The sequence below is a fragment of the Micromonospora sp. DSM 43699 genome, assembly GCF_055517075.1.
On the sequence record NZ_JBTMMT010000003.1, the window covers coordinates 114,817 to 141,153 of the forward strand.

The 26,337-nt window shown below is 71.1% G+C and carries 19 protein-coding genes; 6 read left to right on the plus strand and 13 right to left on the minus strand.

The window, feature by feature from the left end; genetic code table 11:
* Positions 1–119: 119 nt before the first annotated feature.
* From AC0AIB_RS03030 to AC0AIB_RS03050, 5 genes are all read right to left on the minus strand, one after another.
* Positions 120–578, minus strand: a complete 459-nt coding sequence (locus AC0AIB_RS03030) for a flavin reductase family protein (protein WP_328348754.1) — start codon at positions 576–578, stop codon at positions 120–122.
* 63 nt (positions 579–641) lie between these two features.
* Positions 642–1,118: an acyl-CoA thioesterase gene (locus tag AC0AIB_RS03035; protein ID WP_328345530.1), complete on the minus strand. Its 477-nt coding sequence runs from the start codon at positions 1,116–1,118 to the stop codon at positions 642–644.
* Between the two features lie 4 nt (positions 1,119–1,122).
* Positions 1,123–6,942, minus strand: coding sequence for a type I polyketide synthase (locus tag AC0AIB_RS03040; RefSeq protein ID WP_465095959.1), 5,820 nt, complete (start codon positions 6,940–6,942; stop codon positions 1,123–1,125).
* On the minus strand, positions 6,939–7,916 hold the full coding sequence (locus AC0AIB_RS03045; RefSeq protein ID WP_328345533.1) for an enediyne biosynthesis protein: 978 nt from the start codon (positions 7,914–7,916) through the stop codon (positions 6,939–6,941). Before AC0AIB_RS03045 ends, AC0AIB_RS03040 begins: the two co-directional genes overlap by 4 nt.
* Positions 7,913–9,883, minus strand: a complete 1,971-nt coding sequence (locus AC0AIB_RS03050; RefSeq protein ID WP_328345535.1) for an ASPIC/UnbV domain-containing protein — start codon at positions 9,881–9,883, stop codon at positions 7,913–7,915. Before AC0AIB_RS03050 ends, AC0AIB_RS03045 begins: the two co-directional genes overlap by 4 nt.
* 580 nt (positions 9,884–10,463) lie before the next feature.
* Here AC0AIB_RS03050 and AC0AIB_RS03055 point away from each other — a divergent pair.
* The gene (locus tag AC0AIB_RS03055; RefSeq protein WP_328345537.1) at positions 10,464–10,778 is read left to right on the plus strand and encodes a hypothetical protein; all 315 of its coding nucleotides are present in this window, start codon (positions 10,464–10,466) and stop codon (positions 10,776–10,778) included.
* Positions 10,779–10,931: 153 nt separating this feature from the next.
* Complete coding sequence (locus AC0AIB_RS03060) at positions 10,932–12,485, plus strand: NAD(P)-binding domain-containing protein (protein ID WP_328345539.1); 1,554 nt, start codon at positions 10,932–10,934, stop codon at positions 12,483–12,485.
* A 4-nt stretch (positions 12,486–12,489) separates the two neighbouring features.
* Here the strand turns inward: AC0AIB_RS03060 and AC0AIB_RS03065 are convergent, their stop codons facing one another.
* The 3 genes from AC0AIB_RS03065 to AC0AIB_RS03075 all read right to left on the minus strand — a co-directional run bounded on the left by AC0AIB_RS03065 (position 12,490) and on the right by AC0AIB_RS03075 (position 15,575).
* Positions 12,490–13,089 carry a nitroreductase family protein gene (locus AC0AIB_RS03065; protein ID WP_328348755.1) on the minus strand — a complete coding sequence of 200 codons (600 nt, stop codon included), beginning with the start codon at positions 13,087–13,089 and terminating at the stop codon, positions 12,490–12,492.
* A gap of 150 nt (positions 13,090–13,239) precedes the next feature.
* Positions 13,240–14,358 (minus strand): carboxylate-amine ligase, encoded by a 1,119-nt coding sequence (locus AC0AIB_RS03070; RefSeq protein ID WP_328345540.1) that lies wholly within the window; start codon positions 14,356–14,358, stop codon positions 13,240–13,242.
* A gap of 50 nt (positions 14,359–14,408) precedes the next feature.
* The gene (locus AC0AIB_RS03075; RefSeq protein WP_465095960.1) at positions 14,409–15,575 is read right to left on the minus strand and encodes a M20/M25/M40 family metallo-hydrolase; all 1,167 of its coding nucleotides are present in this window, start codon (positions 15,573–15,575) and stop codon (positions 14,409–14,411) included.
* A gap of 237 nt (positions 15,576–15,812) precedes the next feature.
* On the opposite strand from AC0AIB_RS03075, the gene AC0AIB_RS03080 reads away from it, so the two are divergent.
* Positions 15,813–16,364, plus strand: coding sequence for a carboxymuconolactone decarboxylase family protein (locus AC0AIB_RS03080; protein ID WP_328345543.1), 552 nt, complete (start codon positions 15,813–15,815; stop codon positions 16,362–16,364).
* A gap of 52 nt (positions 16,365–16,416) precedes the next feature.
* On the opposite strand, the gene AC0AIB_RS03085 is transcribed toward AC0AIB_RS03080, so the two are convergent.
* The gene (locus AC0AIB_RS03085; protein ID WP_328345545.1) at positions 16,417–17,352 is read right to left on the minus strand and encodes a hypothetical protein; all 936 of its coding nucleotides are present in this window, start codon (positions 17,350–17,352) and stop codon (positions 16,417–16,419) included.
* Positions 17,353–17,467: 115 nt separating this feature from the next.
* Between AC0AIB_RS03085 and AC0AIB_RS03090 the strand changes: the two genes are divergently transcribed.
* Together AC0AIB_RS03090 and AC0AIB_RS03095 are read left to right on the plus strand one after the other, a co-directional pair.
* A complete protein-coding gene (locus AC0AIB_RS03090) occupies positions 17,468–18,313 on the plus strand; it encodes a maleylpyruvate isomerase N-terminal domain-containing protein (protein WP_465095961.1) in 846 nt (281 codons plus the stop codon).
* 109 nt (positions 18,314–18,422) lie between these two features.
* Positions 18,423–19,649, plus strand: coding sequence for an acyl-CoA dehydrogenase family protein (locus AC0AIB_RS03095; protein ID WP_442930686.1), 1,227 nt, complete (start codon positions 18,423–18,425; stop codon positions 19,647–19,649).
* A gap of 86 nt (positions 19,650–19,735) precedes the next feature.
* On the opposite strand, the gene AC0AIB_RS03100 is transcribed toward AC0AIB_RS03095, so the two are convergent.
* From AC0AIB_RS03100 to AC0AIB_RS03115, 4 genes are all read right to left on the minus strand, one after another.
* Positions 19,736–21,346, minus strand: coding sequence for a cellulase family glycosylhydrolase (locus AC0AIB_RS03100; RefSeq protein ID WP_328345551.1), 1,611 nt, complete (start codon positions 21,344–21,346; stop codon positions 19,736–19,738).
* A gap of 269 nt (positions 21,347–21,615) precedes the next feature.
* The gene (locus AC0AIB_RS03105; RefSeq protein ID WP_328345553.1) at positions 21,616–22,881 is read right to left on the minus strand and encodes a prolyl oligopeptidase family serine peptidase; all 1,266 of its coding nucleotides are present in this window, start codon (positions 22,879–22,881) and stop codon (positions 21,616–21,618) included.
* 128 nt (positions 22,882–23,009) lie between these two features.
* Positions 23,010–23,366 carry a hypothetical protein gene (locus tag AC0AIB_RS03110; RefSeq protein ID WP_328345555.1) on the minus strand — a complete coding sequence of 119 codons (357 nt, stop codon included), beginning with the start codon at positions 23,364–23,366 and terminating at the stop codon, positions 23,010–23,012.
* 25 nt (positions 23,367–23,391) lie between these two features.
* Positions 23,392–24,612, minus strand: a complete 1,221-nt coding sequence (locus AC0AIB_RS03115; RefSeq protein WP_465095962.1) for an extracellular solute-binding protein — start codon at positions 24,610–24,612, stop codon at positions 23,392–23,394.
* 449 nt (positions 24,613–25,061) lie between these two features.
* On the opposite strand from AC0AIB_RS03115, the gene AC0AIB_RS03120 reads away from it, so the two are divergent.
* Positions 25,062–26,279, plus strand: a complete 1,218-nt coding sequence (locus AC0AIB_RS03120; protein WP_465095963.1) for a chitosanase — start codon at positions 25,062–25,064, stop codon at positions 26,277–26,279.
* Positions 26,280–26,337 lie beyond the last annotated feature (58 nt).

A 26,337-nucleotide genomic window follows, 5' to 3' on the forward strand; every position in this document is an offset into this window, starting at 1 on the left:
CAGCGCCCTTCGGTGCGGCCGGATCCACAGGCGGGCACGGTGACGGCCGGGCGACCACGCGGGGTGCGTGGCCGCCCGGCCGTCGGCGGGTGGGCCCGGTGGGCACCGGGCCGACCCGGTCAGTCCTTGCCGACCTCGCAGAACCGGCCGCCGTGGAACAGCAGCGCGTCGCTGCTGCCGCCCCGGCCGGTGCCGAGCACGGAGCCGAGGAAGATGGAGTGGTCGCCGCCGTCGTACACGGCCGCCAGCTTGCACTCCACCCAGGCCACGTTCCCGGACACGATCGGCGCCCCGGTGTGCGGGCCCGTCTCGCACCGCACCGTGGCGAACTCCCGCTCGTCGCGGGGCCGGCTGGAGCTGGCGAAGTAGCGCGCCAGCCCCTCCTGGCCGGCGGCCAGGATGGACACCGCGAAGGTGCCCTGCGCCAGGACGGTGTCGTGCATGACGGAGCTGCGCTTCACGCACACCAGCACCATCGCCGGGTCCAGCGACACCGAGGTGAACGCGTTCGCGGTCATCCCGTGCGGCAGGTCCCGGCCGGACGTCACCACCGTCACGCCGGTGGCGAACATCCCCATCACCGCCCGCAGTTCGGCGTGGTCGGCCGTGGAGGTCTGTTGCTGGTCCGCTCTGGTCACGGCTCAGCCCTCCCCGACGCCTTCGAGGACCTTGCGCTGGCCGCCCGCGGCGGGGGCCACCGCGTACCGCGACAACGCCGTCCGCAGGGTGTCCGGTACCCGCGTCGGGCGGGTGTCGGTGTTCGGGCCGCGCATGCACGCGATCCGCTGCCGTCCCCGGGCCACCAGCTCCTCGAAGCCGTCGCGTAGCCGCACGTAGTCGAAGGCGAAGCCGATCTGGGTCTGGGTGAGGTCCTCCAGCCGCATCCGGATCGACAACTCGTCGAACGCGGTGATCTCGGTGAAGAACTCGCACTCGCACTTGAGGGTGAACAGCTTCAGGTCGTCGCGGATGTCCGCCAGGACCTCCGGTGCCTGCTCGCGCAGGAACATCTCCCGGCACCGGCCCTGCCAGCGCAGGTAGTTGACGTAGTAGACGTTTCCGACGAGGTTGGTCTCCTCGAAACCGACCAGGTGCCGGTACTCGTAGTAGGACTCCACGACTTCACCTGCTTCCTTGCGCCATCATCGTGAACACCACCGGCTCCTCGACGTCGTCGAGCGCGGTCACGAAGGTGGCGATCCGCGCCGCCCCCGACCGCAGGGCCACCCAGCCGGCCGGGCCGTTCGGCTCGGCCACCAGGTCGACCCGGGCATGGCCGTTCTTGCGTAGGCACTCGACCGCGCCCCAGACCCGGGTGGCCGCGACGGACAGGTCCTCGCCCTGCTCCCGGGCCAGCAGCGTGGCCAGGGCGAGCCCGTCGGGGCCGATCAGGCCGGCCCACTCGTCACCGGAGCGGGCCGAGGCCAGCTCCACGTCGCACCCCACCGCCGCCGAGGCGCCGGCGACGGCGACGGTGACCCCGCCCCCGTGCGAGGCGGAGATCCGCACGTCGGCGTCGACCTCCGGCTTGCCGTCCGGCCGGTAGCGCACCGTCGTCTCCGTGCCCAGCGCCCAGCTCACCGCGCGGGCGGTCTGCCGGCGGCGGGCAGCCGTACCGGTGGCGTCCGCGTCGTCGGGTCGCACCACGACGCGCAGCTCGTCGGGGAGGAACGCGCCGACCCGCCGCTCCAGGTACGGGCCGACCAGCGCCGGCAGCCACGGCCCCGTGCCGTCCTGCTTGCGTACGGCGTGCAGGCGTAGCCCTTCCCACCGCTCGACGACGTTGCCGTCGGCGTCGCAGACGTCCACGTCGTAGTGGTACGTGTCGCCCTGGCGCAGCCGTTCCACCGCGTGGATGGTGACGGTGTCCAGGGTGGCGGCGACCTTCGGATCGGCCAGGTGCAGCCGCTCGACGGCACCCGGCAGCAGGGTCGCGTCCGGCACGCAGCACTGCAACGCGTGCATCACCGTGTCCCGGGTGCCCGGGTCGGCCAGGACCAGGTCACCGGGGCGGTACCGGGCGAACCACCCGTCGACCGGCCGGTTGGACACCCGCGCCGTGCAGCTCGTCGCCGCCAGGTCCGTATAGCCCAGCAGGCGCTGGAACCGCCGTCCCTGGAACAGCACCGGTCCGTACAGGTCGCGGGCCGGGTCGATCGGCAGCAACTCCGCCGCGGCGGAGCCCGGCCGGGGCTCGACCCGCAGCGGCCGGTCCCACCGCAGCCGGGCCCGGAAGTGGTCGGCGGCGAAGTTGGTGTCGCTGCTGCGCACCACCGCCTCGACCGTGCCGTCGGCGGCGGCGAGCACCGCGATCCGGATCGTGGTGCCGCCCGCGGGTGGCACCACGATCGGCCGCAGCAGCTCGACGTCCTCCAGCACCGGGGCCGTCGTGCGCCCGGTGAGCGCCGAGGCCGCCTGCGCCATCGCCTCCATGCCCAGCACGGCGGGGAAGAGCAGGTCCCCGTCGAGCAGGTGGTCGGGCAGGTAGAGGTCGTCCTCGGCGGTCAGGTCGGCGTCCACGACCAGCTCCACGCCCGGGTAGTGCACCTGCAGCCGGTCGACGAAGCGCAGCAGCGGCACGTCGCACCGCTCCAGCGTGACCGTCGGCAGGCCGTCGGCGCGACCCATCACCACAAGCGTCTGCGGTGCGGCCGGGCTGGCCAGCACCTCCTTCAGCGTCGCGATGCCGGCCTCCACCGGGATCGGCGCGATGCCGTCGCGGGTGAGGGCCTCCAGCACCCCGAGCCGCTCGCCCATGCCGGCGCCGGACCACACCGACCACTCCAGCGCCAGGCACCGGATGTGCGGGTAGTCCTCGCCGACCTTGCGGGTCAGGTCGGTCATCCAGTCGTTGGCCGTGGCGTAGTGCCCCTCGCCGCGCAGCCCGGCCCGGCCGATGATGCTGCCGAAGGTGACAAGCAGCCGCAACGTGTGCGGGTCGGTCGCGGCGAGCACGGCCTCCAGCCCGTCGATCTTCGGGGCGAGGGTCCGCCGGAACGTGGCCTCGTCGAGGTTGGCCACCGCCGCCGGCTCGTTGCGGCCGGCGCCGTGCAGCACGCCGGTGACCGGGCCGAGGACCCGCTCGATGTCGTTGACGGCCGCCTTCACCTCGTCCAGCGCGGTGATGTCCGCGCGGGCGTAGTGGAAGCGCACCCCGGCGGCGGTGAGCCGGTCGAGGTTGGCCGCCAGCTCCGCGTCGGTCGCCGGATCGGAGCGGCCGATCAGGCCCACCGCCGCGAGGGTGTCCCGGCCCAGGGCCAGGGCGCACTCCGCGGTGATGCCCTTGCCGCCGCCGGTGACCAGCAGCACGTCCTCCACGCCGAGCCCCGGCCCGCCGTTGGGCGGCAGGGTCGCCGGCCGCAGCACCGGCACGTACCGGTTGCCGTCGGCGTCGTAGTGCACCTCGCTGAACCCGGCGGTGGCCGCCACGTCGGCGACCACCCGGGTCACCGTGGCCGTCACCGCCTCCTCGGACGGTGCGTCGGCGAGCGGCAGGGTGACCACAGTGGTGGCGATCTCCGGGTGTTCCTGGTGCAGCGTCTTGGCCAGGCCGGCGGCGTTGCGCCGGTCGCCGACCGTCACGAACCGGACGGCGGTGCCCTGTGCCAGCGCGGCCCGCGCCGCCCGCAGCATCACCGGGATGTGCTCGGGCTGGCAGTCGCGGGGCAGGCACAGCAGCACCCCGCCGCCGACCCGGGCCTGTTGCAGCGCCGTGCGCAGTGGCTCGGCGAGTGCGCTGTGCCCGGCGGTGAACGCCTGCCATCCGCCGTCGACCGGGGCGTCGACCCGGGGCCCGACCTCGGTGGGCACCAGGTCGACGGCGAACGCCCGCACCCACGGCGCCACCCCGGCGATCGACGTGTCCGACTCGTCGGTGTCGGCCGTGGCGCCGGCGTCGTCGAGGATCTGCGCGATCTCCGCCACAGTGGCGGTGGCGTAGCTGGAGGTCAGCGTCGGCGCCGCCACGTTGAGCTCCCGGGCGGCCTGGTTGACGATCTGGCCGACGGTGATCGAGCTGAGGTGCAGCTCGTCGAGCGGCCGGCTGTCCGGCCGCACCGCCTCCAGAGGAAGCTCCGCCCGCTCGGCGGCGAGCCGGCGCAGCAACCCCAGGCTGTCGACCGTGGCGCCGGGCCCGGAGACCGCCACCGACGCGCCGCCCGGCGCCACCGCGACGGCGGCCGGCTCCTCGGCGGTACGGGCCACCGCGAAGTCCCCGGCCGGCGCCGACTCGGCGGGGCTGGCGAAGAAGCGCAGCGGCCGGCCCGGCTCCAGTGGCCGGGTGAACCGGTCCTGGAACAACGCCCCGTGGTTGACCGGTGCCCCCGCCGCGTACGCCGCGCCGACCGCGTTGAGCAGGCCCGCGAGGGAGAGGCTGTCGGTCTCCAGCGAGATCGTCGGCACCTGCGGGGCGATGTCGGCGGCCAGCCCGCGCAGCACCCGGCCGGGGCCGACCTCCAGCAGCAGGTCGGCGTCGTCGGCCAGGCGGCGTACCGCCTGGGTGAACCGCACCGGGTCCAGTACCTGCCGGCGCAGCAGGTCCGGCACGTCGGTGTCGGCCGGCAGCACGGTGCCGGTGACCGTGGAGACCATGGTCTGCGACAGCGGCGCGAAGGTCTCGCCGCGCAGGTGCTCGGCGAACGCGACGGCCGCCGGGGCGACGGCCTCGGAGTGGAAGGCGTGCGACACCGCGATGCGGGTCCAGAACAACCCGGCCCGCTCGGCGCGCGCACCGACCTGCTGCACGTCCTCGACCAGGCCCGAGACCACGGTCTGCTGCGGGCTGTTGTAGCCGGCGATGACCACAGGCGTGCCGGCCAGCAGCGGCTCCACCACCTCGGGGGCGGCGGAGATGCTGGCCATCGTGCCGTCCCCGGCGCTGGCGTCGGCCATGATCCGCCCACGTGCGCCGGCGGTCGCGATGAGCGTCTGCTCGTCCATGGCGCCGGCCCAGTGCAGGGCGGTCAGCTCGCCGAGGCTGTGTCCGGCCGCGCCGGTGGCCCGGATACCGAGCATCGACAGCGCCCGCAGGCCGGCGACCGACGCCGTCACGATCCGCGGCTGGGCCACCGCCGTGGCCACCAGGTCCGCACCGGGCGGCGGCTGGTGGGCCTGGTACAGGGCGTCGATCTCCTCGAACCGTCGGCGCAGCGCGCCGCCGTCGGCCCGTCGGCCCGCACCCTGGCCGGGGAAGAGGAACCCGATCCTCGGAGCGGGCCCCGCCGTGCCGAGGAAGACGCCGCCGGCCGCGTCGATCACCCGCTGCTCGCCCGCGTCGAGCAGCTCGACCAACCGCTCCAGCCGCTGCCGCGCCTGTTCGGGCGAGGCGACGACCACCGCTGCCCGCACCGGTCGGCCGGTGAGCTTTCCCGCCAGGGCCGCGGCCAGGTCGCCCAGTTCGGCGTACGAGAGCCGGCCCACCCACGGCGCCAGGTCCGACAGCCGCGAGCCCAGCTCCTGCGGGGTACGTGCGTCGAACATCAGCAGCTCGGCGTCCTGCCGGGAGCGCACCAGCGCGGTCGTCGACGCCCCGATGCGGGTCCGTCGGCCGCTTTCGGCGCTCTCGACCACCAGGTGGGCGTTGATGCCGCCGAAGCCCATCGACGACACGGCCGCCCGGACCGGCCTGTCGGCCGGCCACAGCTCCGCCGTGGCGGGCACCCGCAGGGCGGGCTGCTCCACGTCGAGCACCGGGTGCGGATCCACGTGCCCGGTGGCCGGGGGGATGACCTGCTGGCGTACCGCGAGGATCGCCTTGAGCAGTCCGGCGACCCCGGCGGCGGCCTTGGTGTGCCCGAAGTTGCCCTTCACGGTGCTGATCGCGGCGGGTGCGCCCACCGGGTCGGCCTCCTGCCGGGCCTCGGTGAACGCGCGCAGCTCCGTGGCGTCACCGACGGCGGTGCCGGTGCCGTGGCCCTCCAGGTAGGACACCGAGTCGATGCCGAAGCCGGCCCGCTCGTACGCCCGCCGGATGGCCAGCCGGTGGCCGCTGGCCTCCGGCCGGGTGATGCCGCCCTTGCCGTCGGAGGAGTAACCCCAGCCGGCGATGACGGCGTGCCGGCGCAGGCCTCGCGCCACCGCGTCGGAGTCGCGCATCAGCACCAGCATCCCGCAGCCCTCGCCGGGCCAGAACCCGTTGGAGTTGCGGTCGTAGACCCGCATCTCGCCGGTGGCCAACGCGCCGGTCTTGGCGAAGCCGATCACCTCGAACGGGTCGATGCTCAGGTCCACCCCGCCGGCCACGGCGGCGTCGAGGTCGCCCCGGGCCAGGGCGTTGCAGGCGGTGGCGACCGACAGCAGCGACGACGAGCAGGCACCGTCGACGGTGAAGCCGCCACCCTTGAAGTCGAAGTGGTTGCAGACCCGGCCGGCGATGGTGTTGGCCAGGCCGCCGGCCAGGGTGTCCTCGTCGATCGGCGGGAACGGTGCCTTGTAGCGCGGCTCCAGCCCGTCGAGGAACGCGCCGACGGCGGCGTCGTCCCAGCCCTGCTCGCGCAGCGCCGCCCCGACCGTGCGCCGCACGTACGGCCAGCGCAGCCGCAGCAGGTTGGCCCGGCTGAACTCGCCGGTGAGGGTGTTGCCGATGATCACGCCGGTGGTGGTCAGCGGCAGCCCCTCGCCGTCGGCGAAGCCGGCGTCGGCCAGGGCCCGGGAGACGGTGTCCAGGGCCAGCCAGTGCGTCATGTCGGTGGACCGGAAGGTGCTTCCGGCGATCTTGTACTTGACCCGGTCGAACTCGAAGCCCTCGATCACGGCGGCCTTGGCCGAGTAGAACCGGTCGGGCGCGGCGGGGTCGGGGGAGTAGTAGTCCTCGGAGTTCATCCGCTCGTCGGGCAACCGGCGGAAGGCCCGACGGCCGGTGAGGACGTTCTCCCACAGCTGGTTGGGGTCCTCCGCGTCGGGATACCGGCAGGCGATCCCGACGACGGCTATGCGTTCGCTCACGCGATGCTCCTGGGGGTGTCGAGGGTCAGCGCGGTGGCGGTGCGGGACTTCTTGCGGAGGTCGGCGATCCACCAGCCCACGCCGCGGATGGCGCAGACGACGACCACCGCGAAGAAGAGCGTGTAGACGACGTTGAACAGCATCAGCACGCCGTAGGTCATGGCCACGCCGGAGCCGAACATGAACTGGTTCATCGGCTTGACCGGGGTGGTGCCCGGGTCGGTGATCATGTAGTTGGTGAACAGCACGAACGCCACCCCGGTCATCACGCCCAGCGCGGAGAACAGCGCCACGTCCCAGATCCAGTGCCGGATGAACGCCTGGATGGCGAAGCCGCCGAGCCAGCCGACGATCAGCGGGACCTTGCGGGTCAGCAGCGCGTTGATCACGGTGCCGGCGGTCACGATGATGATCGGGATCATGATCCGGAAGTACGTGTTGGCGTTCTCCGTGAACTGGTACGGCGGGGCGATGGAGATCCAGGAGCCGAAGCAGACCAGCGCCATCGTGATGCCGAAGTTCGACGGGTTCATGTAGTGCCGCATCCGGCCGTAGACCGGCGCCTGGAAGACGTACTTGCCGGTCACGCCGACGATCACGGCGAACGCGATCGGCAGGAACATGTCGTTGGCGTACAGGAGCATGTTGCAGGCCAGCGCGGTGATGTGCGAAGGCAGCAGGAACTCGTACACCCGGCGGGCGCCGCCGCCGAGGAACCGGGGGGTGTCCTTCTTCGCCCAGGCCCGGACCAGCTCGAAGCTGATCTCGGCGGCGTAGCCGGTGAGCACGGCGAAGATGGGCCACAGCCACGGCTGCTCGAAGCCGAGCAGCGTGTAGCCGAAGATGTTGAACACGCTGATGGACAGGGCGAAGTTGCGCAGGGCCAGGTAGCGGCGGTCGGGCGCGGGTTTGGCCGGGACGACGGGAGCCGCGGGCGCGGTGTCGATGCTGGGGGGAGAGGCGATCGTGGTCATCGGTTCGGAACCTCCTCGACGCGGTCGGTCAGCACGAGGGTGTGCGTGCCGGCGGTGAGCTGCTCGCTGACGCTGTGCTGCTGGCCGCTCAGGTCACGCCAACGCATGTCGACGGTGACCGGGCCACTGGTGGCTCCCAGTCCGAAGTGGACCTCGAAGCTGCGCTTGCCGCCGTGGCCGCTGCCGCCGTCGAGCTGGGAGATCTGCTTGCGTCCGTCGGGCGTGGTGACGGTGACGGTGGCGCCGTAAGCCGGGGTGCAGAGCATCTTGCCCGCCGGGGCGTCGACCGCCGGCCGGTACAGCCGCAGGTTCAGGTAGTTGCCCTTGCCCGGCGCCTCGTTGACGTAGAACGCCGGCGGGCCCCACTGGCGGGCCACCGCGAGGTCCAACGCGCCGATACCCCGGGTGTCGGCCGTGGCGATGCCCCGGGTGGGGATCGGCACGTCCAGGCCGACCTGCCCGGTGATGTTGGCGAACTCGCCGCTTGCCGTGCGGGCGAAGAACGCCAGCGGCTGGCTGCCGGCGATGTCGTCGCCGGGCTGCATGTTCGGCCACATCGCCGGGTTGGACATCAGGTCGTCGTTCATCATGGCCATCTCCTGCAGCCACGGCCAGCGGTCGATCTTGCCCTTGACGAAGCCGAGGGTCTGCACGACGTCCAGGTCGCCGCTGTTGAGGAAGTCGCCGAACTTCACGTCCCAGCCCCAGCCGCTCCAGGCCAGGCCGAGCGGGCGGGCCTCCTGGGTGAACGGGGCGACGCCCTTGTCCAGCTTGGCGAGCATGTCACCCTCGTCGCGGGCCCGGTTGATCCAGACGAAGTTGCTCTCCTCCAGGCCCCAGGCCGTGGTGATGTTGGAGACCATCATGTCGAAGGTGCCGTTGCGGTCCAGGTCACCGAAGTCGATGCCCATGCCCTTGAACGAGCCGTTGCCGAGCACGAACGACTTGGGCGTGGTGGGGGTGCGCTCGCCGACGGCGACCGTGAATTCGATGCGGCCGGGCTTGGAGACGTTGTGCAGCAGGTGGTCGTGGCCGAAGTCGTTGGCGACGTAGACGTCGGGCAGGCCCCGGCCGGTGAGGTCGGCGGCGTTGAGGCCCAGCGTCCAGCCGGTCGACGCGACGAACGGGATCGCTGCGCGCTCCGGCACGAAGGTCACCGAGGGGGCGTCGCCCGAGGTCGCCGACAGCCAGCGCAGGACGTGGCTGCCACCACCGTTTGTGGCGCTGGACAGCGTCTCGTTCATCTCGACGTTGTCCTGGCCCCTGGTGTTGAGCACGTCGGACTCGGGGAAGTAGTTGCCGATCACCACGTCCGGCCGGCCGTCGCCGTCGAGGTCGCTGACCAGCGTGGCGTTGGTGTGCCACTTGGGCCCGTGGTAGAGGCCGTCGGGCGAGCTCTGCGGCAGCAGCTCCTGGCGCTGGTACGTCGCGTTGGACACCGTGGTGGCGCTGGCCTTGTGCAGGAACAGGATCGGCACCCGGCCCCAGAAGGTGACCATGAGGTCCATCCGGCCGTCGAGGTTGTAGTCACCCGGCACGCAGCCCATCGGCGCCATCGTGTCGTCGATCGGCAGCGGCGCCGGATCGAGGATGAACGGCGCGAACTGGTCCTCCTTCGGCGCGGTGGGCGCGTAGGTCACGACCACCTTGTCGGTGCGCACGTCCACGAAGCACAGGCTGTTGGCGCGGCCGTGACCGGTGAGGTCGTTGACGGCGATGCTCGCGCCGACCGACGAGACCCAGGCGCGGATCTTGTGGTAAGACCGGTTGACGTCGCGACTTGTCTTCTTGGGTAGCTGGTCGTAGCCGTCCGGGTAGGCGATCGGCTGCTCGGTGAAGCGGTATCGTGTGGCGGTCTCATCGGCACCGGCGACGGACACGCGGCTGTCGATGATGAAAAAGAGCGAGGCCACGAGTAGAATCGCGACTATTCCGGGACTGAGCGAGCGTGCGCGTTGACCCAGCACGGTACGGTCTCCTTACAACAGAGCCATCGGCTTCTGCCAAAGCCGATGGCGTGAACAGGACAGACGGCATCACCGCGGCGGTGTTCCACGGGCGGCCCCGGGGTGCTGCGCGGTAAGGGATGGGAAGTGGCACCTGACGTCGTGGGCCTCGCGGCCGACGGTGCGGCCGGAGGAGGGCGTTCTCCAGCCACTTCGGTCCGTGCGGCGAAGCTGCTTTCTGGCGTGCCTGGTTTCCTCCTGTAGCGGCGGGAAGGGTGGATGTTCGGCGACCGGATCGGGCCAGGTTCATCGTGCGACGGTGGCGCCGGGGCGCGCTTCTTTCACATTGCTCCCGACGTTTTCGCAGCATGAAAGCGGTTTAGTTCGCGTATAGCGGACGATTTGCCGCGCCGGATCCCTATTGGTCGATCTCGTTCGCGTTGATCCGCTGTGTCCACCCGTCCGGTGCAAGACGGCAATATGGCGACTAACTGTCGTGGCCGCGATGGCTAGCGTGGGTGGCGGCGCTGCCCGAGGCGCCGCCCGGGCGTCGTCCGCAGGGACCGCCCCCGCCCGGGTTCCGGGAAGAGAGGAAGCCGCCGTGTCTGTCGAGGGTTTCTGGAAGGTGGCCGTCGCCACCCCGTTCGGCGTCCGCCGCACCGAGTTGGAGCTGTTCAGCAAGGACGGTGTCCTGCAGGGCATCTCCCGTGGTGAGAAGGAGACGCTCACCCTGAACGACCTCCGGCTGGAGGGTAACCAGCTGTCCTGGTACCAGTCGATCAAGAAGCCGATGCGGATGGACCTGGCCTTCGACGTGACGATCGACGGCGACGAGATGACCGGCACCGCCAAGGGCGGCCCGATGCCGGCGGCGAAGGTCAGCGGTCACCGCGAGCCGGCGACCCAGCCCGCCTGAACCGTCGCCGTGTGTCGGCCCGTCCCCGCCCGCCCGGCGGGGGCGGGACCGCCGGCCCAGTTCGGCTCTTCGGCTGCACCATCCAACCCGGATATGTATTGACTTAAGTGCATTTATCTACAATGGTCATGGGTACTCGACGCGGGAGCATCCATGACCGACTTGCCAGCGGGCACCGAGCACCATCGTTATCTGATCATCGGCGGTGGTCCGGCCGGCCTCCAGCTGAGCTACTACCTCCAGCAGGCCGGCAGCGACTACCTGACGCTGGAGCGCGCGGCCGAGCCCGGCGAGTTCTTCCGCCGGTTCCCCCGCCACCGCAAGCTGATCTCCCTGAACAAGGTGCACACCACGAGCACCGATCCGGAGATCCGGCTGCGCTGGGACTGGAACTCGCTGCTGCACACCCCGGCCGACCTGCCGTTCGCCGACTACAGCCGGGAATACTTCCCCTCCGCCGACGACATGGTCCGCTACCTCGGCGACTTCGCCCGCCACCACGGGCTCGCCGTCCGCTACGACACGACGGTCGAGCGGGTGTCCAGGACCGAGGACGGCTTCCTCGTCCGCGCCGGCGGGCGGCTGCTGCACGCCGACTGCGTGGTGGTGGCGGCTGGCTGGGGCAGGCCCCACATCCCCGACGTACGCGGCATCGAGCACGCGATCGGCTACGAGGACATGAGCACCGACCCGGCCGACTACGCCGACCAGCGGGTCCTCATCCTCGGTAAGGGCAACTCCGCGTTCGAGACCGCCTCGGCGATCCTCGGGCACGCCGCCATGATCCACCTGGCCAGCCCGCGCCCCCTGCGGCTGGCCTGGAACACCAAGCACCCCGGCGACGTACGCGGCCACCACGGCGCGGTCCTGGACAGCTACCAGTTCAAGACCCTGCACTCCGTGCTCGACTGCGTCGTCGACGAGATCCGCCCGGTGGGGGACAGGTACGAGGTGCGCCTGACCTACACCCACGCCGACGGCGAGACGGCCGTGATGGAGTACGAGTCGGTGCTGCGCTGCACCGGCTTCGCCATGGACACCTCGATCTTCGCCGACGACTGCCGCCCCGGCATGGTGCCCAGCGGGCGGCTGCCCGCCACCCGCCCCGACTGGCAGTCGGTCGACGTCGACGGGCTCTACTTCGCCGGCACGCTGGCCCAGGACCGGGACTTCAAGAAGGCCTCGTCGGCCTTCATCGACGGGTTTCGCTACAACCTGCGTACCCTCGCCGCTCTGCTGCGCGAGCGGTACGACGGCGCGCCGCTGGCGTACGAGAAGGTCGCGGCGGACGCCGAGGCGCTCACCGAGGTGGTGCTGGACCGGGTCAACTGGAGCTCGGCGCTGTGGACCCAGTTCGAGTTCCTCTGCGACGCCCTCGTCGTCGACGCCGGCGCCGGGGTGGTGCGCCACTACCACGACCTGCCCGAGGACCACGCGGTCGCCCGGTTCGGCGGCGAGAGCCACTACTACACGTTCTCGCTGCGCTGGGGCCGTGACAGCTACTCCGACGTGTTCGCCATCGAGCGGCATCCGCAGCCCGACCGGGCTGCCGAGAGCGCCTTCATCCACCCCGTGGTGCGCCGCTACCGGGGCGGGGAACTGGTCGAGGAGCTGCACCTGCTGGAGGACCTGCTGGCCGAGTGGCGTCGGCAGGACCGGCACGTGCAGCCCCTGCGTGACTTCTTCACCGCGGACCTGGGGCGGTGAGGTCCTACCGGAGGACCATGACCTCCGACAACTTCTTGCGGGTCAGCTGCGGGACGGTGACCCCCTCGGCCGGGTAGCCGACCGGTATCACCAGGCAGGCGCGCTCCTCGCCCGGACGCTCGCAGATGTCGTTGAGGAACCGCATCGGGCTGGGCGTGTGGGTGAGGGTGGCGAGCCCGGACAGGTGCAGGGCGGTTATCAGCACCCCGACGGCGATACCCACCGACTCCTTGACGTAGTAGGGCTTCGGGGTGTGCGGCCCCTGGTGCACCTCGAACACCACGATGACCACGGGGGCGGTCTCCAGGAACGGCTTCTGCCAGTCGGTGCCCATCGGGGCCACCGCCTCCAGCCACTCCTGCGAGGCACGGCGCGTGTAGAACTCGACCTCCTCGGCCTCGGCGGCCTCGCGCAGCCGCCGCTTGCGGTCGGCGTCGGTCACCACCACGAAGCGCCAGGGTTGCAGGTTGGCGCCGCTGGGGGCCGTCGCGGCGGCCCGGACGGCCTCCTCGACGACCTCCAGCGGCACCGGCTCGGCCGAGAAGTGCCGCACCGACCGGCGGGCCGCCATCCGGTCGGCGAAGTCCCGGGCGGTGCGGCTCATCGACGTGGGATCCAGCCGTTGCAGCTGGAACGGGGTGGTCGCGATCTGGTTCACGGGGGGCCTCCATCGGCAGGTCGGGGCCCCTCCAGCATCACCCACGCCACCCGCCGCCGGTTGTGCGTGATTGCCCAGATCGCCGCCCGCGAACAGTCAGCCCGCCGTCCGCTCCGCGAGGTCGTCGACGACGTCGGCGAGCGTGCCGCCGTCGCGGACGACGGCCCGCTGGCGGCGCGCCCCGGTGCCGTCGACGCCGAGCCGCTCCAGCCACTGTCCGACGGGGTCGTGGTCGCTGTGGGCGCGTAGCGCCGGCTCGACCGTGGCCAGCAGGTCGCGGACCAGTTCGGTCGTCGGCCGCAGCCTGCCCGTGCGCGGGTCCAGGCCCTCGCCGTCCAGGCCGTCGCGGGCTGCCCGCCAGTAGGCCGCCCGCAGCAGCTCACCGGTGACGTGCGGGGTGGGTTCGCCGGCGGCCACCGCGGCCGACAGGTGCACCACCAGCGCCCGCACCAGTGCCGCGTACCGCGCCGCGTCCTCGGCGGTGGTGGCGGAGTCGGCGACCCGGACCTCCAGGGTCGGGTACCGCTCCGAGGGGCGTACGTCCCAGAAGATGGTGGCCCGGTCGACGAGCGCGCCGACGTCGAGCAGTTGCCGTACCACCTGGTCGTAGTGCTCCGCCGAGTCGAACACCGGCGGCGGCCCGGCCACCGGCCACCGGCCCCAGACCGTGGTGCGCCAGCTCGCGTACCCGGAGTCGCGGCCGTCCCAGTAAGGCGAGTTCGCGGTCAGGGTCAGCAGCAGTGGGAGGTACGGCCGCAGGTGGTTGCCGACCAGCACCGCACGCTGCCGGTCGGGCATTTCCACGTGCACGTGCAGCGCGCACAACGCCAGCTCGTCGTGCAGGCCCCGGTACATCTCGTTGCCGAGGGTCTGCCGCGGGCCGACGGTCATCGGCGGCGGCACCGCCCCCGCGACGGGGGCCGTGCCGGTGGCGACCACCCGCAGCCCGGCCGCCCGCGCGCAGTCCGCGACGACCTTGCGGGCCTCGCCGAGCTGGTCGGTCAGCTCGCCGAGGGTGCCGCAGGCGTGGGTCCGGGTCTCCAGTTGCAGTTCGGTGATCTCGCCCGACACCCGCTCCCCGAGCGACGCGGACGCCGCCGCCACGACCTCGGCGGCCCGGGGCACCGGGGCCCGGGTGACGGCGTCGACGACGAGGAACTCCTCCTCCACCCCGAAACGGGGCGGTGGGGCGGCCGGGGGCGTGGTGAGGGTCATGACACACCATTATGGACGGCTGATCGGCCCGTGGCCAGCAACGACGCGCCTCATAGGCGCGCGGGAACGCCTCGGGCCGCGCCGACCGGACCCCGCCGCTGCCGGGCGAGGACGCCGACGATCGTCGCGGCGAGCAGGGCGGCGCGGTCGGGCAACTGGCTCACGTCCACCCACTCGCTGCGGGCGTGCGACCCGCCGCCCACCCCGCCCAGGCCGTCCAGCGTGGCCACGCCCAGTGACCCGGTGAAGTTCGCGTCGGACGCGCCGGCGGCGTGCGCGGCCTCCAGCGGCGGCAGGCCCAGCTCGTGGCCGGCCCGCCGGGCGATCTCCAGCAGCGGCATGGCCACCGCCTCCTGCAACGGGTAGCGGTTGATCCCGCCGCCCACCACGAGAGCGGCCTCGGCCAGGTGGGGGGTCAGCGCGTGGATCAGCCGGTCCACCCGGTCGAGCTCCTCCCTCGTCCAGGCGCGCACGTCGACGCAGAACGTCGCCGACTCGGGCACCTGGTTGCTGATGCTGCCGGCGCTGAGCACCGTCGGCGTGACGCTGGTGCCCTCGGCGGCGAACGCCCGTACGGCCAGGACCTGGTGGGCCAGCTCGACGGCAGCGTTCACCCCCCGGTGCGGCTCCACGCCCGCGTGCGCTGCCCGGCCGCGGACGGTGATGTCGTACCTCGAACCGCCCTTGCGGGCGACCTTGAGCGCGCCGGTCTCCGTGGCCGGCTCGCCCACCAGCACCGCCCGCGACCGCCGGGCCTGCTGCTCGATCAGCGGCCGGGACGTCGGAGACCCGCTCTCCTCGTCGCAGGTCAGCAGCACCCCCACCCGGGAGGTGTCGGGTAGCAGCGACAGCGCGGTGACCAGCTGCACGATGCCCGACTTCATGTCGCACACCCCGGGCCCGGTGGCGATGTGGTCGGCGAGCGCGAAGGGCCAGTCCCGCGTGGTGCCCTCCGGCCACACCGTGTCGTAGTGCCCCAGCAGCAGCACCCGCTGGTCCTCGGCCTGCCAGAGCAGGTGCGGCAGCCCGTCGCGCACGACCCGCACGGCGGGCCGGCCCAGCAGCGGGCTGATCCAGCTCTCCAACAGGTCGGCGCAGGCGTGCAGGTGCCGCACCGCCCCGGGCGGGGATTCGGCGTGCACGAGTTGACGGAGTCGGTCCACCATGGGCCCGGCCTGCGTCCGGACCTCCTGCCGTATGTGCGTCGTGTCGACCATGGTGCCGATCGTGGCAGCGGCCCTTACGCAGCGGCAATACGCATCCGTGCCCTGCTCGTCACCGTAGGTGTCGGCCCAGGTGCCGGCCTCGCGGACGGCATTCTCGAAGAGCCCGCGACCCGAAGCGTCGGGCCGCGATGGGCACTGTCGAAGAAGCGGACGGGCCGCCGGGCCGGCAGCATGCGCAGCAGGACCGCGTCGCCGCCGGCCGCGGCCTGTCACGCCGAGGAGAGACACGTGGCACACATCGATCTGGGTCTGGACGAGACGCAGTACCCGGGGATCAGCGGGCTCATGCACTACCGACCGGAGACCGCCAAGGCGCTCAACGCCCTGGCCGAGGCGCTGCTGCACGCCCCGCACCCCACTCTCGGCGCCGGCGAGCGGGAGCTGATCGCGGCGTACGTCTCCGGGCTGAACGACTGCACGTTCTGCTGCTCGTCGCACTCGGCATTCGCCGCCGCCCAGCTCGACGGCGGCATGCCGTTGGTGGTCCAGGTCCGGACGGACCCGGACACGGCCGAGGTCTCCGCGAAGCTGCGCGGCCTGCTGCGGATCGCCGCCGCGGTCCAGTCCGGCGGGCGCCAGGTGAGCACCGCGCTTGTCGACGCGGCACGCGCCGAGGGCGCGACCGACCTGGAGATCCACGACACGGTGCTGATCGCCGCCGCGTTCTGCATGTTCAACCGCTACGTCGACGGGCTCGGCACCCGACTGCCGGAGGACCCGGTGGCCTACACCGAGACCGCGCAGCGAATCAAGGTCGGCGGATACGTGGGCTCGGCCTGACCCGCCCCGGTCCGGCGGGCGCGGGGCCGCGCCCGCCGGCACGACCACCGTCCTATCCGTTGTACGGCATGGTGGGGAACCAGCCGTAGCCGAACATCGCGGGCAGCCGCACGTCCCAGTACACGACCATGAAGACACCCAACGCGATCAGCAGTGCCCCGGTCACCGCGGCGGTACGGGTCGGGCTGGCCGCGAGCCATCGCACGAACCGGCCCCGGGTGGCCACGATGACCAGGGCGAACAACGCGGTGACGATGGCGATGTTGCCGAGCGACTGGAGCACGAACGCGCCCGCCCCGTACAGCGGGTTGCCGGTCTCCACCGCCCAGTGGAAGAGCTTGTTGAACAGCGGGTACGGCCGGCCGATGAGGAACCCGCCGACCAGCGCGCCGAGCACCACCACCCGGGCGACCGGGCGACGCGCGAACGAGTCGGGCAGCGTGCCGAGCGCGGCCAGACCGAGGTAGACGAAGGCGAGCCCGATCACGCCGAAGACGACCATCGACTGGACCAGGCGCACCGGCAGCCCGCCGACGGTGTCGGTGGACAACTGTGGCAGCCGGTCGCCGAGCAGCACGCCCACGAAGCCGTACGTCGCGGCGACCGCCACCATCCCGACGGTGAGCCAGCCGACCGGCCGCAGCAGCACACGCAGCCCGGCCCGGGTCGCATCGGCGTCGCTGGCCTGGCTCATCGGGCCGACCGCGGCGGCCATCGCGATGTTGCACGCCGTGAACGTGCCGGCCAGGCCCGAGACGAACGCGAAGACCAGACCCGCGACGGTGCCACCGATGGCGGTGGCCTTCGCATCGTGGCCCAGCAGGGTGTTGGCGACGTTGTCGCCGATCACGTGGTCGACGAACTCGTACGACCACAGCACCGCCAGCAGGATTCCCGCCGCGACGCCGCCCAGGACGATCCGCCCGCGCGAGCGCGGATAGGCGTGCGCGGTGAGCTGGACCGCGCGCACTGTTTCGGTGTCAGTCATGGATGGATTGTGGAGACGGAACCCCCCGTTGCCTTCTTCCGGATTGCCCTGTGCGTCGGGCAGGACGGCAACCTCGAACAAGTGCCCGCGTGCCCGTCTCCTCCATGGTGGACTCATGTCGGTCACTCCGTACCAGTGGCGTCGCGTCCGTACCTCCGTGCCCGTCGTCCTCGGGCGGCTGCTCGACCTCGTCGGCGAGGCCCCGCCGGATCGGCCCGCCACCGCGCACTGGACGGTGGCGGACACCATGGCCCACCTGTGCAGTGTCGCCGCGATGGGGCTGGCCCTGGTCCGGAGCGCCCCACCCGACCTGCCGGTGCCCGATCTGCTCGAGCTGCGCCGGCGCACCACCGTCGACACGATCTCGGTGATGAACGCCGAGGTGCTGCGGCACTTCACCGAGCGGCGGCTGCCGGTGCTGGCCGACCGGTTGCGCGCCGACGTCGAGGAGGTGCTGCGGGCGGCCGACGAGGCCGGACCGGAGCACGAGGTGTCCTGGCTGGGCGGGGCCCGGCTGCCGGTCGCCGGGCTGCTGGCCCACCTGCTCAACGAGCTGAACCTGCACGCCTGGGACATCGCCCGGGCACTCGGCCGACGTTGGGCCGTCGACCCCGCCGACGCCGCGCTCTTCGTCGACCTGTTCATGATCGGCATGACCCGCCGTGGCTACGGCCGGCTGCTGGACCGGGACGGCCCGGCGCATCCCGGACCGATCTCGGTGAACTTCCGGCACCGCTTCGGTCCCGAGGTGACCATGGCGCTGATCGACGGCCGGGTGACGGTGGCACCGACGAAGCGCCGTCCCGACGTCCGGCTCTCCTTCGATCCGGCCACCTTCACGCTGATGCTGTTCGGTCGGGTGCCCCGGGTACGCGCGGTCCTCGGTGGCGCGGTGCGGGTGGGCGGCCGGCGGCCCTGGCTGCTGCCGATCTTCCTGCGCACCATGCGCCTGCCGTCCTGACCCGGGTCGCCGACCTCGCCTGCCGTGCGGCGGCGACCGCGCCGGCGGGGCGAAGGGCACGGGCGCAACACGGAAGAAGTGCCCGCGCGCTGACGGGTGCGACCGTGGGATGGACAAGGTCCACGAGGCGGAGAGCCTGCCCAAGGAGGAACTGGTGACGATTACCGAAACCCCCACGCGCGAGGAGATCCTCAGCCGCGTCGCCAAGGCCGAGCCGGTGCTGCGGGAGCACGTGGCCTGGTCGGAGGAGAACCGCCGCCTGCACGAGGCGACGGTCGAGGCGATGGCCGAGGCCGGCATCTTCCGGATGCGGGTGCCCAAGCGCTACGGCGGCTACGAGTGCGACGGCGCGACGCTTGTCGAGGTCGGCACGGCGCTGGGCCGCATCGACGGCTCCGTGGGCTGGGTCGCGATGGTGAACTGGATTCCCACGTACCTGGTCTGCATGTTTCCCGACGAGGTGCAGGACGAGGTGTTCTCGATTCCGGACGTGCGGGTCTGTGGCACCAACGCCCCCAAGGGCACGATGGTCCCGGTCGAGGGCGGCTACATCCTCAACGGCCGGTGGCCCTTCGTCAGTGGCGCGCACCACGCGCACTGGATGGAGGCGGCGGCGGTCATTCTGCGCGACGGCGCCGAGCCGGAGCCGGTCATGACCATGGTGCCGATGTCCGACATGGAGCTCGTCGACGACTGGCACACCACCGGGCTGCGCGGCTCCGGCAGCATCACGACGGTGGCCACGAACGTCTTCCTCCCCGCCGAGCGGGTCATCCCGCTGGGTGCCGCGCTGGGCCCGGACACGCTGTCGGCGACCAACCGGAACATCCCGATCTACTCCACTCCGGCCACGCTGGTCGCCGCGGTCTCCGGGGTCGGCATGCTGGCCGGGCTGGCGAAGGCGGCCCGGGACACCTTCTTCGACCGGTTGCCCGACCGGAAGATCATCTACACCGACTACCCGAGCCAGGCCGAGGCCCCGCTGACCCACCTACGGGTCGGCTCCGCCACCCACAAGATCGACCAGGCGGTGTTCCACGCCCGGCGGATCGCCGAGGTCGTCGACCACAAGGCGTTCAGCGGCGAGGCGTGGACGGTCGAGGAGCGGGTCCGGGTACGCGCCGACCAGGGCGAAGCGGCGCGACTGGCCAAGGAGGTCGCCGACATCTTCCAGATGGCCAGCGGCGGCACCTCCATCTACACCGACGTCCCGATCCAGCGCATCGTGCGGGACATCACCTCCGCCGCGCTGCACGGCCTCGTCGTCCCCGACGTCAACACCGAGCTGTACGGCAGGGTGCTGTGCGGACTGGAGCCCAACACCCTCTACATGTGACGCCTGTGCGCCGCGCCGGGCCCTTCCCACCACCGCCGTGGGGAGAGCCGGCGCGGCGTCGGTCGTCTGGTGCGGTCACGGCCGGCTCAGCTCGCCGCGCAGGACAACGACGGTACGCCGTTGGTGCCGCTCGCCGATCCCAGGAAGCCGAAGGTCGTGCTCCCGCCGGCACTGATCGCACCGTTGTAACCGACGTTTCGGGCGGTGACCGTCGCGCCGCTGGCGGTGACCGTCGCGCCCCACGCCTGCGTCACCTGTTGTCCGTTCGCGAAGGTCCAGGTCGCCGTCCAACCGCTGATCGCCGAGCTGCCGGCGGTCACCCGTACCTCGGCCTGGAAGCCGCCCTGCCACTGGCCGGTCACCGTGTACGACGCCGAACAGGACCGCCCGCCCGACGGCGGCGTGGTCGTCGGCGCGGCGGTGGTCGGTGCCGGGGTGGTCGTCGGTGGGGTGCTGGTCGGTGGGGTGGTGGTCGGCGGCGTCGTCGGGGTGGTGCTGCCGACGCCGCTCATGATGGCGTCGATGATGCCCTGCTGGGTGACCGTGGCGTTGCTGCGGTTGAACAGCCCGAACCCGTACGCCCCGTTGTAGCCGTTGTCCCAGTAGGCGGTGGCCGCCCCGTACTTCTTGGCGGTGGACACCAGGGTGCGCGCGTAGTCCGCGCGGTAACGGTTGTTCGTCGAGTCGGCGGCCGTCTTGTCGACCGAACCGTATTCACCGACGAAGACCGGGTAGCCACGCGAGACGAAGGTGTCGCGTACCTTCTTCAGCTGCGCGTCCATGAAGTCCTGCTGGCCCCAGGTCGACTTCCGTGCCGGATTGGTGGCGGCCGGCCCCCACTGCGTGATGGTGCCGTTCTCCTCGCCGGCGAAGTCCCAGGGGTCGTAGTAGTGCACGGAGATCATGAGTCGCTGCTCGTTGGCGGGAACGGACGTCGACCGGTACTGGTCCGTCGGCAGCACGAAGCCGTAGTTGCCCACGGTGTAGTCGATGTTGGTGTTCCAGCCGGGGACGAGCAGCCAGCGGGAGGTGTTGTTCCCGCCGGTCCGGCGGACCGTGTCCACGAAGATCTGGTTGTAGGCGTTGATGTTCGAGTAGCACGGTTGGGTGGGATTGCCGTACTGTCCGTCGAACTCCTCGTTCATGGACTCGAGGATGAGGTGCTCGCCGTAGCTCTGGAACCTGGTCGCGATCTGCTGCCAGACCTTCTGGTACTTGTCCCTGATCGTCGTCTGGTTGGACGAGTCGCAGATCAACCACGAGCCGGTGATGGTCTTGTAGCCGTCGCCATGCATGTTGATCAGCACATACAGACCGCGACCGTAGGCGTAGTCGACGATTTCCTTGATCCGGTTCAGCCAGGCGGAGCTGATCGTGTAGTTGGGGGCGGACCCGATGTTTCCCAGGTAGGAGACCGGGATGCGGATCGTCTTGAATCCCGCCGCCTTCACCCGGTCGATGAAGGCCTGCGTCACGACCGGGTTGCCCCAGGCCGTCTCGCTGGGGATCCCGTTGGCGTTGGCCTCCAGGGCGTTCCCCAGATTCCAGCCCGCCCCCATGTCGGCGACGAGTTGGGTGGCGTTCAGTGGGGCCATGCTGTCAGCCGATGCGGAACTCGCCAGCACGGCTGTGGATCCGGCCAGCGCCAGTACGCCGGAGAGCAAGGCGAACTGGACCTTTCTCAGTGTGGACTTCACGAGCATCTCCTGTCTTCGAACCAACCGTCACGCTGGGTTGTCGAAGCGATTCGACGATACTCGACTGCCTGGATGGGGCGGTCGATGGGCGGTCAAAGAATAGATGCCTGTATATAAATGAAGCAAGATTGCCGGCAGCACGTCTCCGTCGAGGGTTGATCACCGTGCGGCGGGCGGCACCCCCGTGCACCTGCGGGTGGACGGCCCGGCTTCGACCCGATGGGCGTGCCGGACGGCAGCAGCCGGCCGGCATGCGCGGAGGCGGCGGATCACCGGTGGCGGCGGGCCATCCACTGCCAGATGCGGGTGCCGTCGAGGCTCGGGTCGTTGCGGGCCACGTAGATCCAGGACCAGTGACCGGGGAACCGGTAGCCGTCCCAGACGACGTGGTCGTACAGGGTTATCAGTGATCCCGGGATGAGGTGGTGGGCGTGGACCGTGTTGGTCTCGGGCGGCACGGTGTCGTCGTCGCGTGAGGTGACCAGCCAGGTCGGGGTGTGGATCTTCGCCAGCTCCGCGTCGGTGATCAGCGGCGGGCCCTCTCCGCCGAGTGGCTCGACGACGCCGCAGACCGGCACCGACGCGGCGAACAGGTCGGGGCAGGCGACGGTCATCTCCAGGGACATGTAGCCGCCGTTGCTGCACCCGGCCACGTAGATCCGGTCGGGGTCGACGCGCTCGCGGTGGACGAGGTCCTCGACGATCTCGCGGATCAGCGGGGCGAACCGGGGACCGTCCTCCATCCAGTAGGAGGTGCTCTGGGGAGCGACGACGTACGCGTCGGAGAAGATCCGTTGCGCCTCCGGGGTGGCGAAGCCCAACGCGCCGCGGTTGGCGCGCAGCGTGGTCTCGTTGTCGTAGTAGTCGTCGGGCAGTGAGGCGCCCTCGCCGGCACCGTGCAGCCAGAGGATCAGCGGCAGCCGACCGCGGCGGGGGGACCGCTTCGGGGAGTACAACCGGTACTTCAGGCCCGAGCCCGAGACGTGGTGGCTGAAGGCGTCCACCTCGGGGTTCGACAGCCGCCCCTGCGCGAAGCCGGTGATGGTGACCGGTGGGCCGTGACGCCGGACGAGCGGGATGTTCTGCCTGATGGTGTAGACGAGGTCCAGCCGGACGTTGCGGCCCCTGCTCACGATGTAGCCGAGGGTGCCACCGCCGAGTTGACCTTCGGCATGGCTCAGGTCGAGCACGATGTTTCCGTGCCGGTCGAGCCGGGCTGCGGTCACCGTGCGGTCCAGGTCGTACTCGCTGAAGATCAGATCGCCGGGAGCGATCGGGATCGGGCTGGTGGCCTTGGCGTGCACGGTGAACGTGCCGGGGTGGAGCCCGGCGGGGTCGATCGGCCCGAGCCGGCCGGTGTCGAGGGTGACCGAGGTGACCTGTTCGCCGCCGTCGAGCGTCCGCGCGTCGAGGGTGAAGCTCACACCGGTGGGACGGTGGCCGTCGGCGTGGGCGGCAGGGCCGGGCAGTGCCAGGCCGACAGCGGCGCCGGCGCCGCCGGCCAGGACGGTGCGGCGAGTGACAGACGTGGACATGCGGCTCCCGGCACCTATGTAGACGTTCGTCGATAGAGGATCAACCTAGCGCCGCAGGGATCCGCTGGCAACCGGTGCCGTCTCGGTGAGGCTCGGCGTGCCCACCGACCCGCCGACGCAACAGCCCCTTACCGCGCGGTCGGCTGACTGCCGGTGCTCGCGGCCTCTGGGTCGGCCGGCCCGACATTGGTCGGAGCGTCGGGGCTCGCGGCGGTCTGCAACTGGTACGACCGGTAGGTCAGCCAGAGTGCGACCAGCCCGGCGACTGCCGCTGCCACGCTGGCGAGCTGGTCGGCCAGGTCCGGGCCGAGCGCCAACACCCCGACGACGATGATCAGGACCGCCAGCCCGCCGAGCGCCACGGTGCGGACCTGCTGCTTGGCCAGGTGCGCCGTCCAACGGCGCGGGATCACCCTGATCACCAACTCCGCCAGGATGATGCCGGCCATCACCAGGATCGGCACCTGCCACGGCTCGACCTTCATGGATCCTCCTTCACCCCGTCTCCGGTTATTCGAGTGCCGCCTTCATGGCGGCGATGAACTCCGAGGTCAGGTCGGACTCACCGGTCAGCATCTGGTTGGTGTGGTCGACGAAGACCTCGGCGAACGCGCGGTATCCGGGGTGCATCGGCCGGGGCCGGGCATTCTCCACCGCACCCCGTAGTGCTTCCAGGTGTGGGATGACCGCCTGGAGGTTCCTGTCGTTGTACGCGTCGGCCAAGGTCGGGGCGAAGCCGTGCCCGGCGAGGATCTTCTGGGCTGCTGCGCCGGTCATGAAGTTGATGAACCGGAGGGCGTGGTCGGGGTGGGGGCAGGTGCGCACGAGTGCGAGGCTCTGGCCGCCGAGCACCCCGGGCCTCAGCGGGTCCACCTGGATCTTTCCGGCCAACAGGTCGGGGTCCTTACGCTGCTGGAGTTCGCGGTACTTCACCGGCCAGTTACGCATGAACGTCGGTCTGGCCTGCACGAACGTGTTCAGGCTCGCGTTCTCGTCGCTGGAGAGCGTGACCTTCTTGGCCTCGATGGCCGCCCGCAACGGTTGCAGCGCCTTCTGCCAGGGCTTCAGCTCGAACAGGATCTCGCCGTTCGCGCTCAGCAGTTCAGGGTCCACGGACATGGCGTGCTCCAGGACGTTGACCAGGAAACCCTCGTTGTAGTTCGACGAGTTGGGACTTAGCTGGCCGACGAACGAGCGCTTACCGGCGGTGGCGAAGGTGTCGAGCACGAGCGACAACGTCACCTTGTCGGGCTGCTCGGCCGCGGGATTGCGCCAGAACAACATGCCGACATCGGTGTTCAGCGGCGCGGCCCAGTAGCTGTTCGGGGCGTCGGCGACCTGGTGGAGATCCTTCACCGACGTCAGGAAGTTCGGGTCGGTCAGCCGGATCGGGGTGATCAGCTTCTGCGCGGCGAACTCGGGGATGTCGACGATGTCCAGGTTGAGGATGTCGGCACTGCCGTTCTGGGCTGCCGTCAACAGTCTCTTGCGTTCGTCGCCGGATCCGCCCTCGACCTCGTCGGTGAACCGGACCGGGGTGTCGGGGTTGGCCTGGTTCCACATGTCCATCAGCAGCTTGCGGGCCCCGGTGGGGTCGGCGCCGGTGGCGAGTCGGAGCTCGACCGGTGGTGGGCGATGTCCGCCGGGTAGCAGGTAGACCGCTGAGGCGCTCAGCGCGCCGCAGGTCAGCACCCCGCTGAGAAAGGAGCGCCGCGAGTACTGCTCGGACATGGTGCGGACTCCTTCGATCCAGGCCGGTTACATGCGCGCAACGAGTCATTCATCACGTTACGCTTTGGCGTTGATGAATGACGGGCCCGGTAGGGGCGCTTGGCGGAGGTTGTACTGTCGGAAACCGGATTCGACGCCGGGGCCGGCTCCGGTGTTCCGCTCTCTCGCCTGACAACATCTTCCGACGCAATTGTCAGTCCTGGAATATGCGGCAACGGGTCGCCGCTGTCGCACTGCCGGGTCGGTGGAACGTCGGGCCTCTTCACCCGGATCCGGCGCAGCGGGTCGCCACGGTCTGACCTGATCACCCGGACCCCTGATGGGCAGCCGATTGACCCACCACAACCAGTTAATATAGTTTCCTGATTCCTGTGGTGCCCGCCCGGGCGCACGTCGAGCCTGGGCACCGTCCGGCTGGCGGCCCGCCGCCCCTTCCCCGAGGAAACGCCATGGTGCGCAGAAGAACAGTCGCCTACGCCGTGGGCACCCTGCTGACCGGCATCGCGGCGGTCGGCTACGGCCTGCCGTCGGCCAGCGCCGCGACCGCCGGCCCGATCACCGGTCTGGCCGGCAGATGCGTCGACGTGGCCGGCGCCGACCCGGCCAACGGCACGGCGGTGCAGCTCTACGACTGCAACGGCACGGCGGCCCAGACGTGGACGGTGGGCAACAGCGACAGCTCGATCCGCGCGCTCGGCAAGTGCCTCGACGTCACCGCCGCGTCGACCACCAACGGCGCCAAGATCCAGCTGTACGACTGCAACGGCACCGGTGCCCAGAAGTGGACCGCCGCCAGCGGAGGCGCCCTGGTCAACACCGCCTCCGGCAAGTGCCTCGACGTGACCGACCGGAGCAGCGCGAACGGTGCCCGACTGCAGATCTGGACCTGCGGTGGCACCACCAACCAGCAGTGGACCCTTCCCGGTGCCGGCACCCCCACGCCCACCCCGACCGCCACCGCCCCGGCCGGCACCAACCTCGACGACCCGGCGAAGAAGGACGTCGCCATGCAGCTCGTCTCGGCGGCGGAGAACTCCTCGCTCGACTGGCGCGCCCAGTTCTCCTACATCGAGGACATCGGCGACGGCCGCGGCTACACCGCCGGCATCATCGGCTTCTGCTCCGGCACCGGCGACATGCTCGAACTGGTCCAGGCGTACACGAACACCAAGCCCGGCAACGTGCTGGCCGGCTACCTGCCGGCGCTGCGCGCCGTCAACGGCACCGCGTCGCACGCGGGTCTCGACCCGAACTACCCCCGTGACTGGCGCACCGCCGCCAACGACCCGGTGTTCCGCGCCGCCCAGGAGTCCGAACGGGACCGGGTCTACTTCACCCCGTCGGTCCGCGACGGGAAGAACGACGGGGTCCGGGCGCTCGGCCAGTTCGCCTACTACGACGCGGCGGTCATGCACGGGTACGAGGGCATGCGTCAGATCCGCAGCCGTGCCCTCACCCGGGCGAAGCCCCCGGCGCAGGGTGGCAACGAGCGGACCTGGCTCCACGCGTTCCTCGACGAGCGGGTCGTCGAGATGAAGAAGGAGGAGGCCCACTCGGACACCTCCCGCGTCGACACGGCACAGCGGGTGTTCCTCGACAACGGCAACCTCGACCTGAACACGCCGCTGGTCTTCGCCGTCTACGGCGAGCAGTTCCGCATCGGCTGACTCGCGCCGTGCCACGGGGCGGTCCAGGGTGTCGGCGCGGTGCCGGCGCCCTGGACCG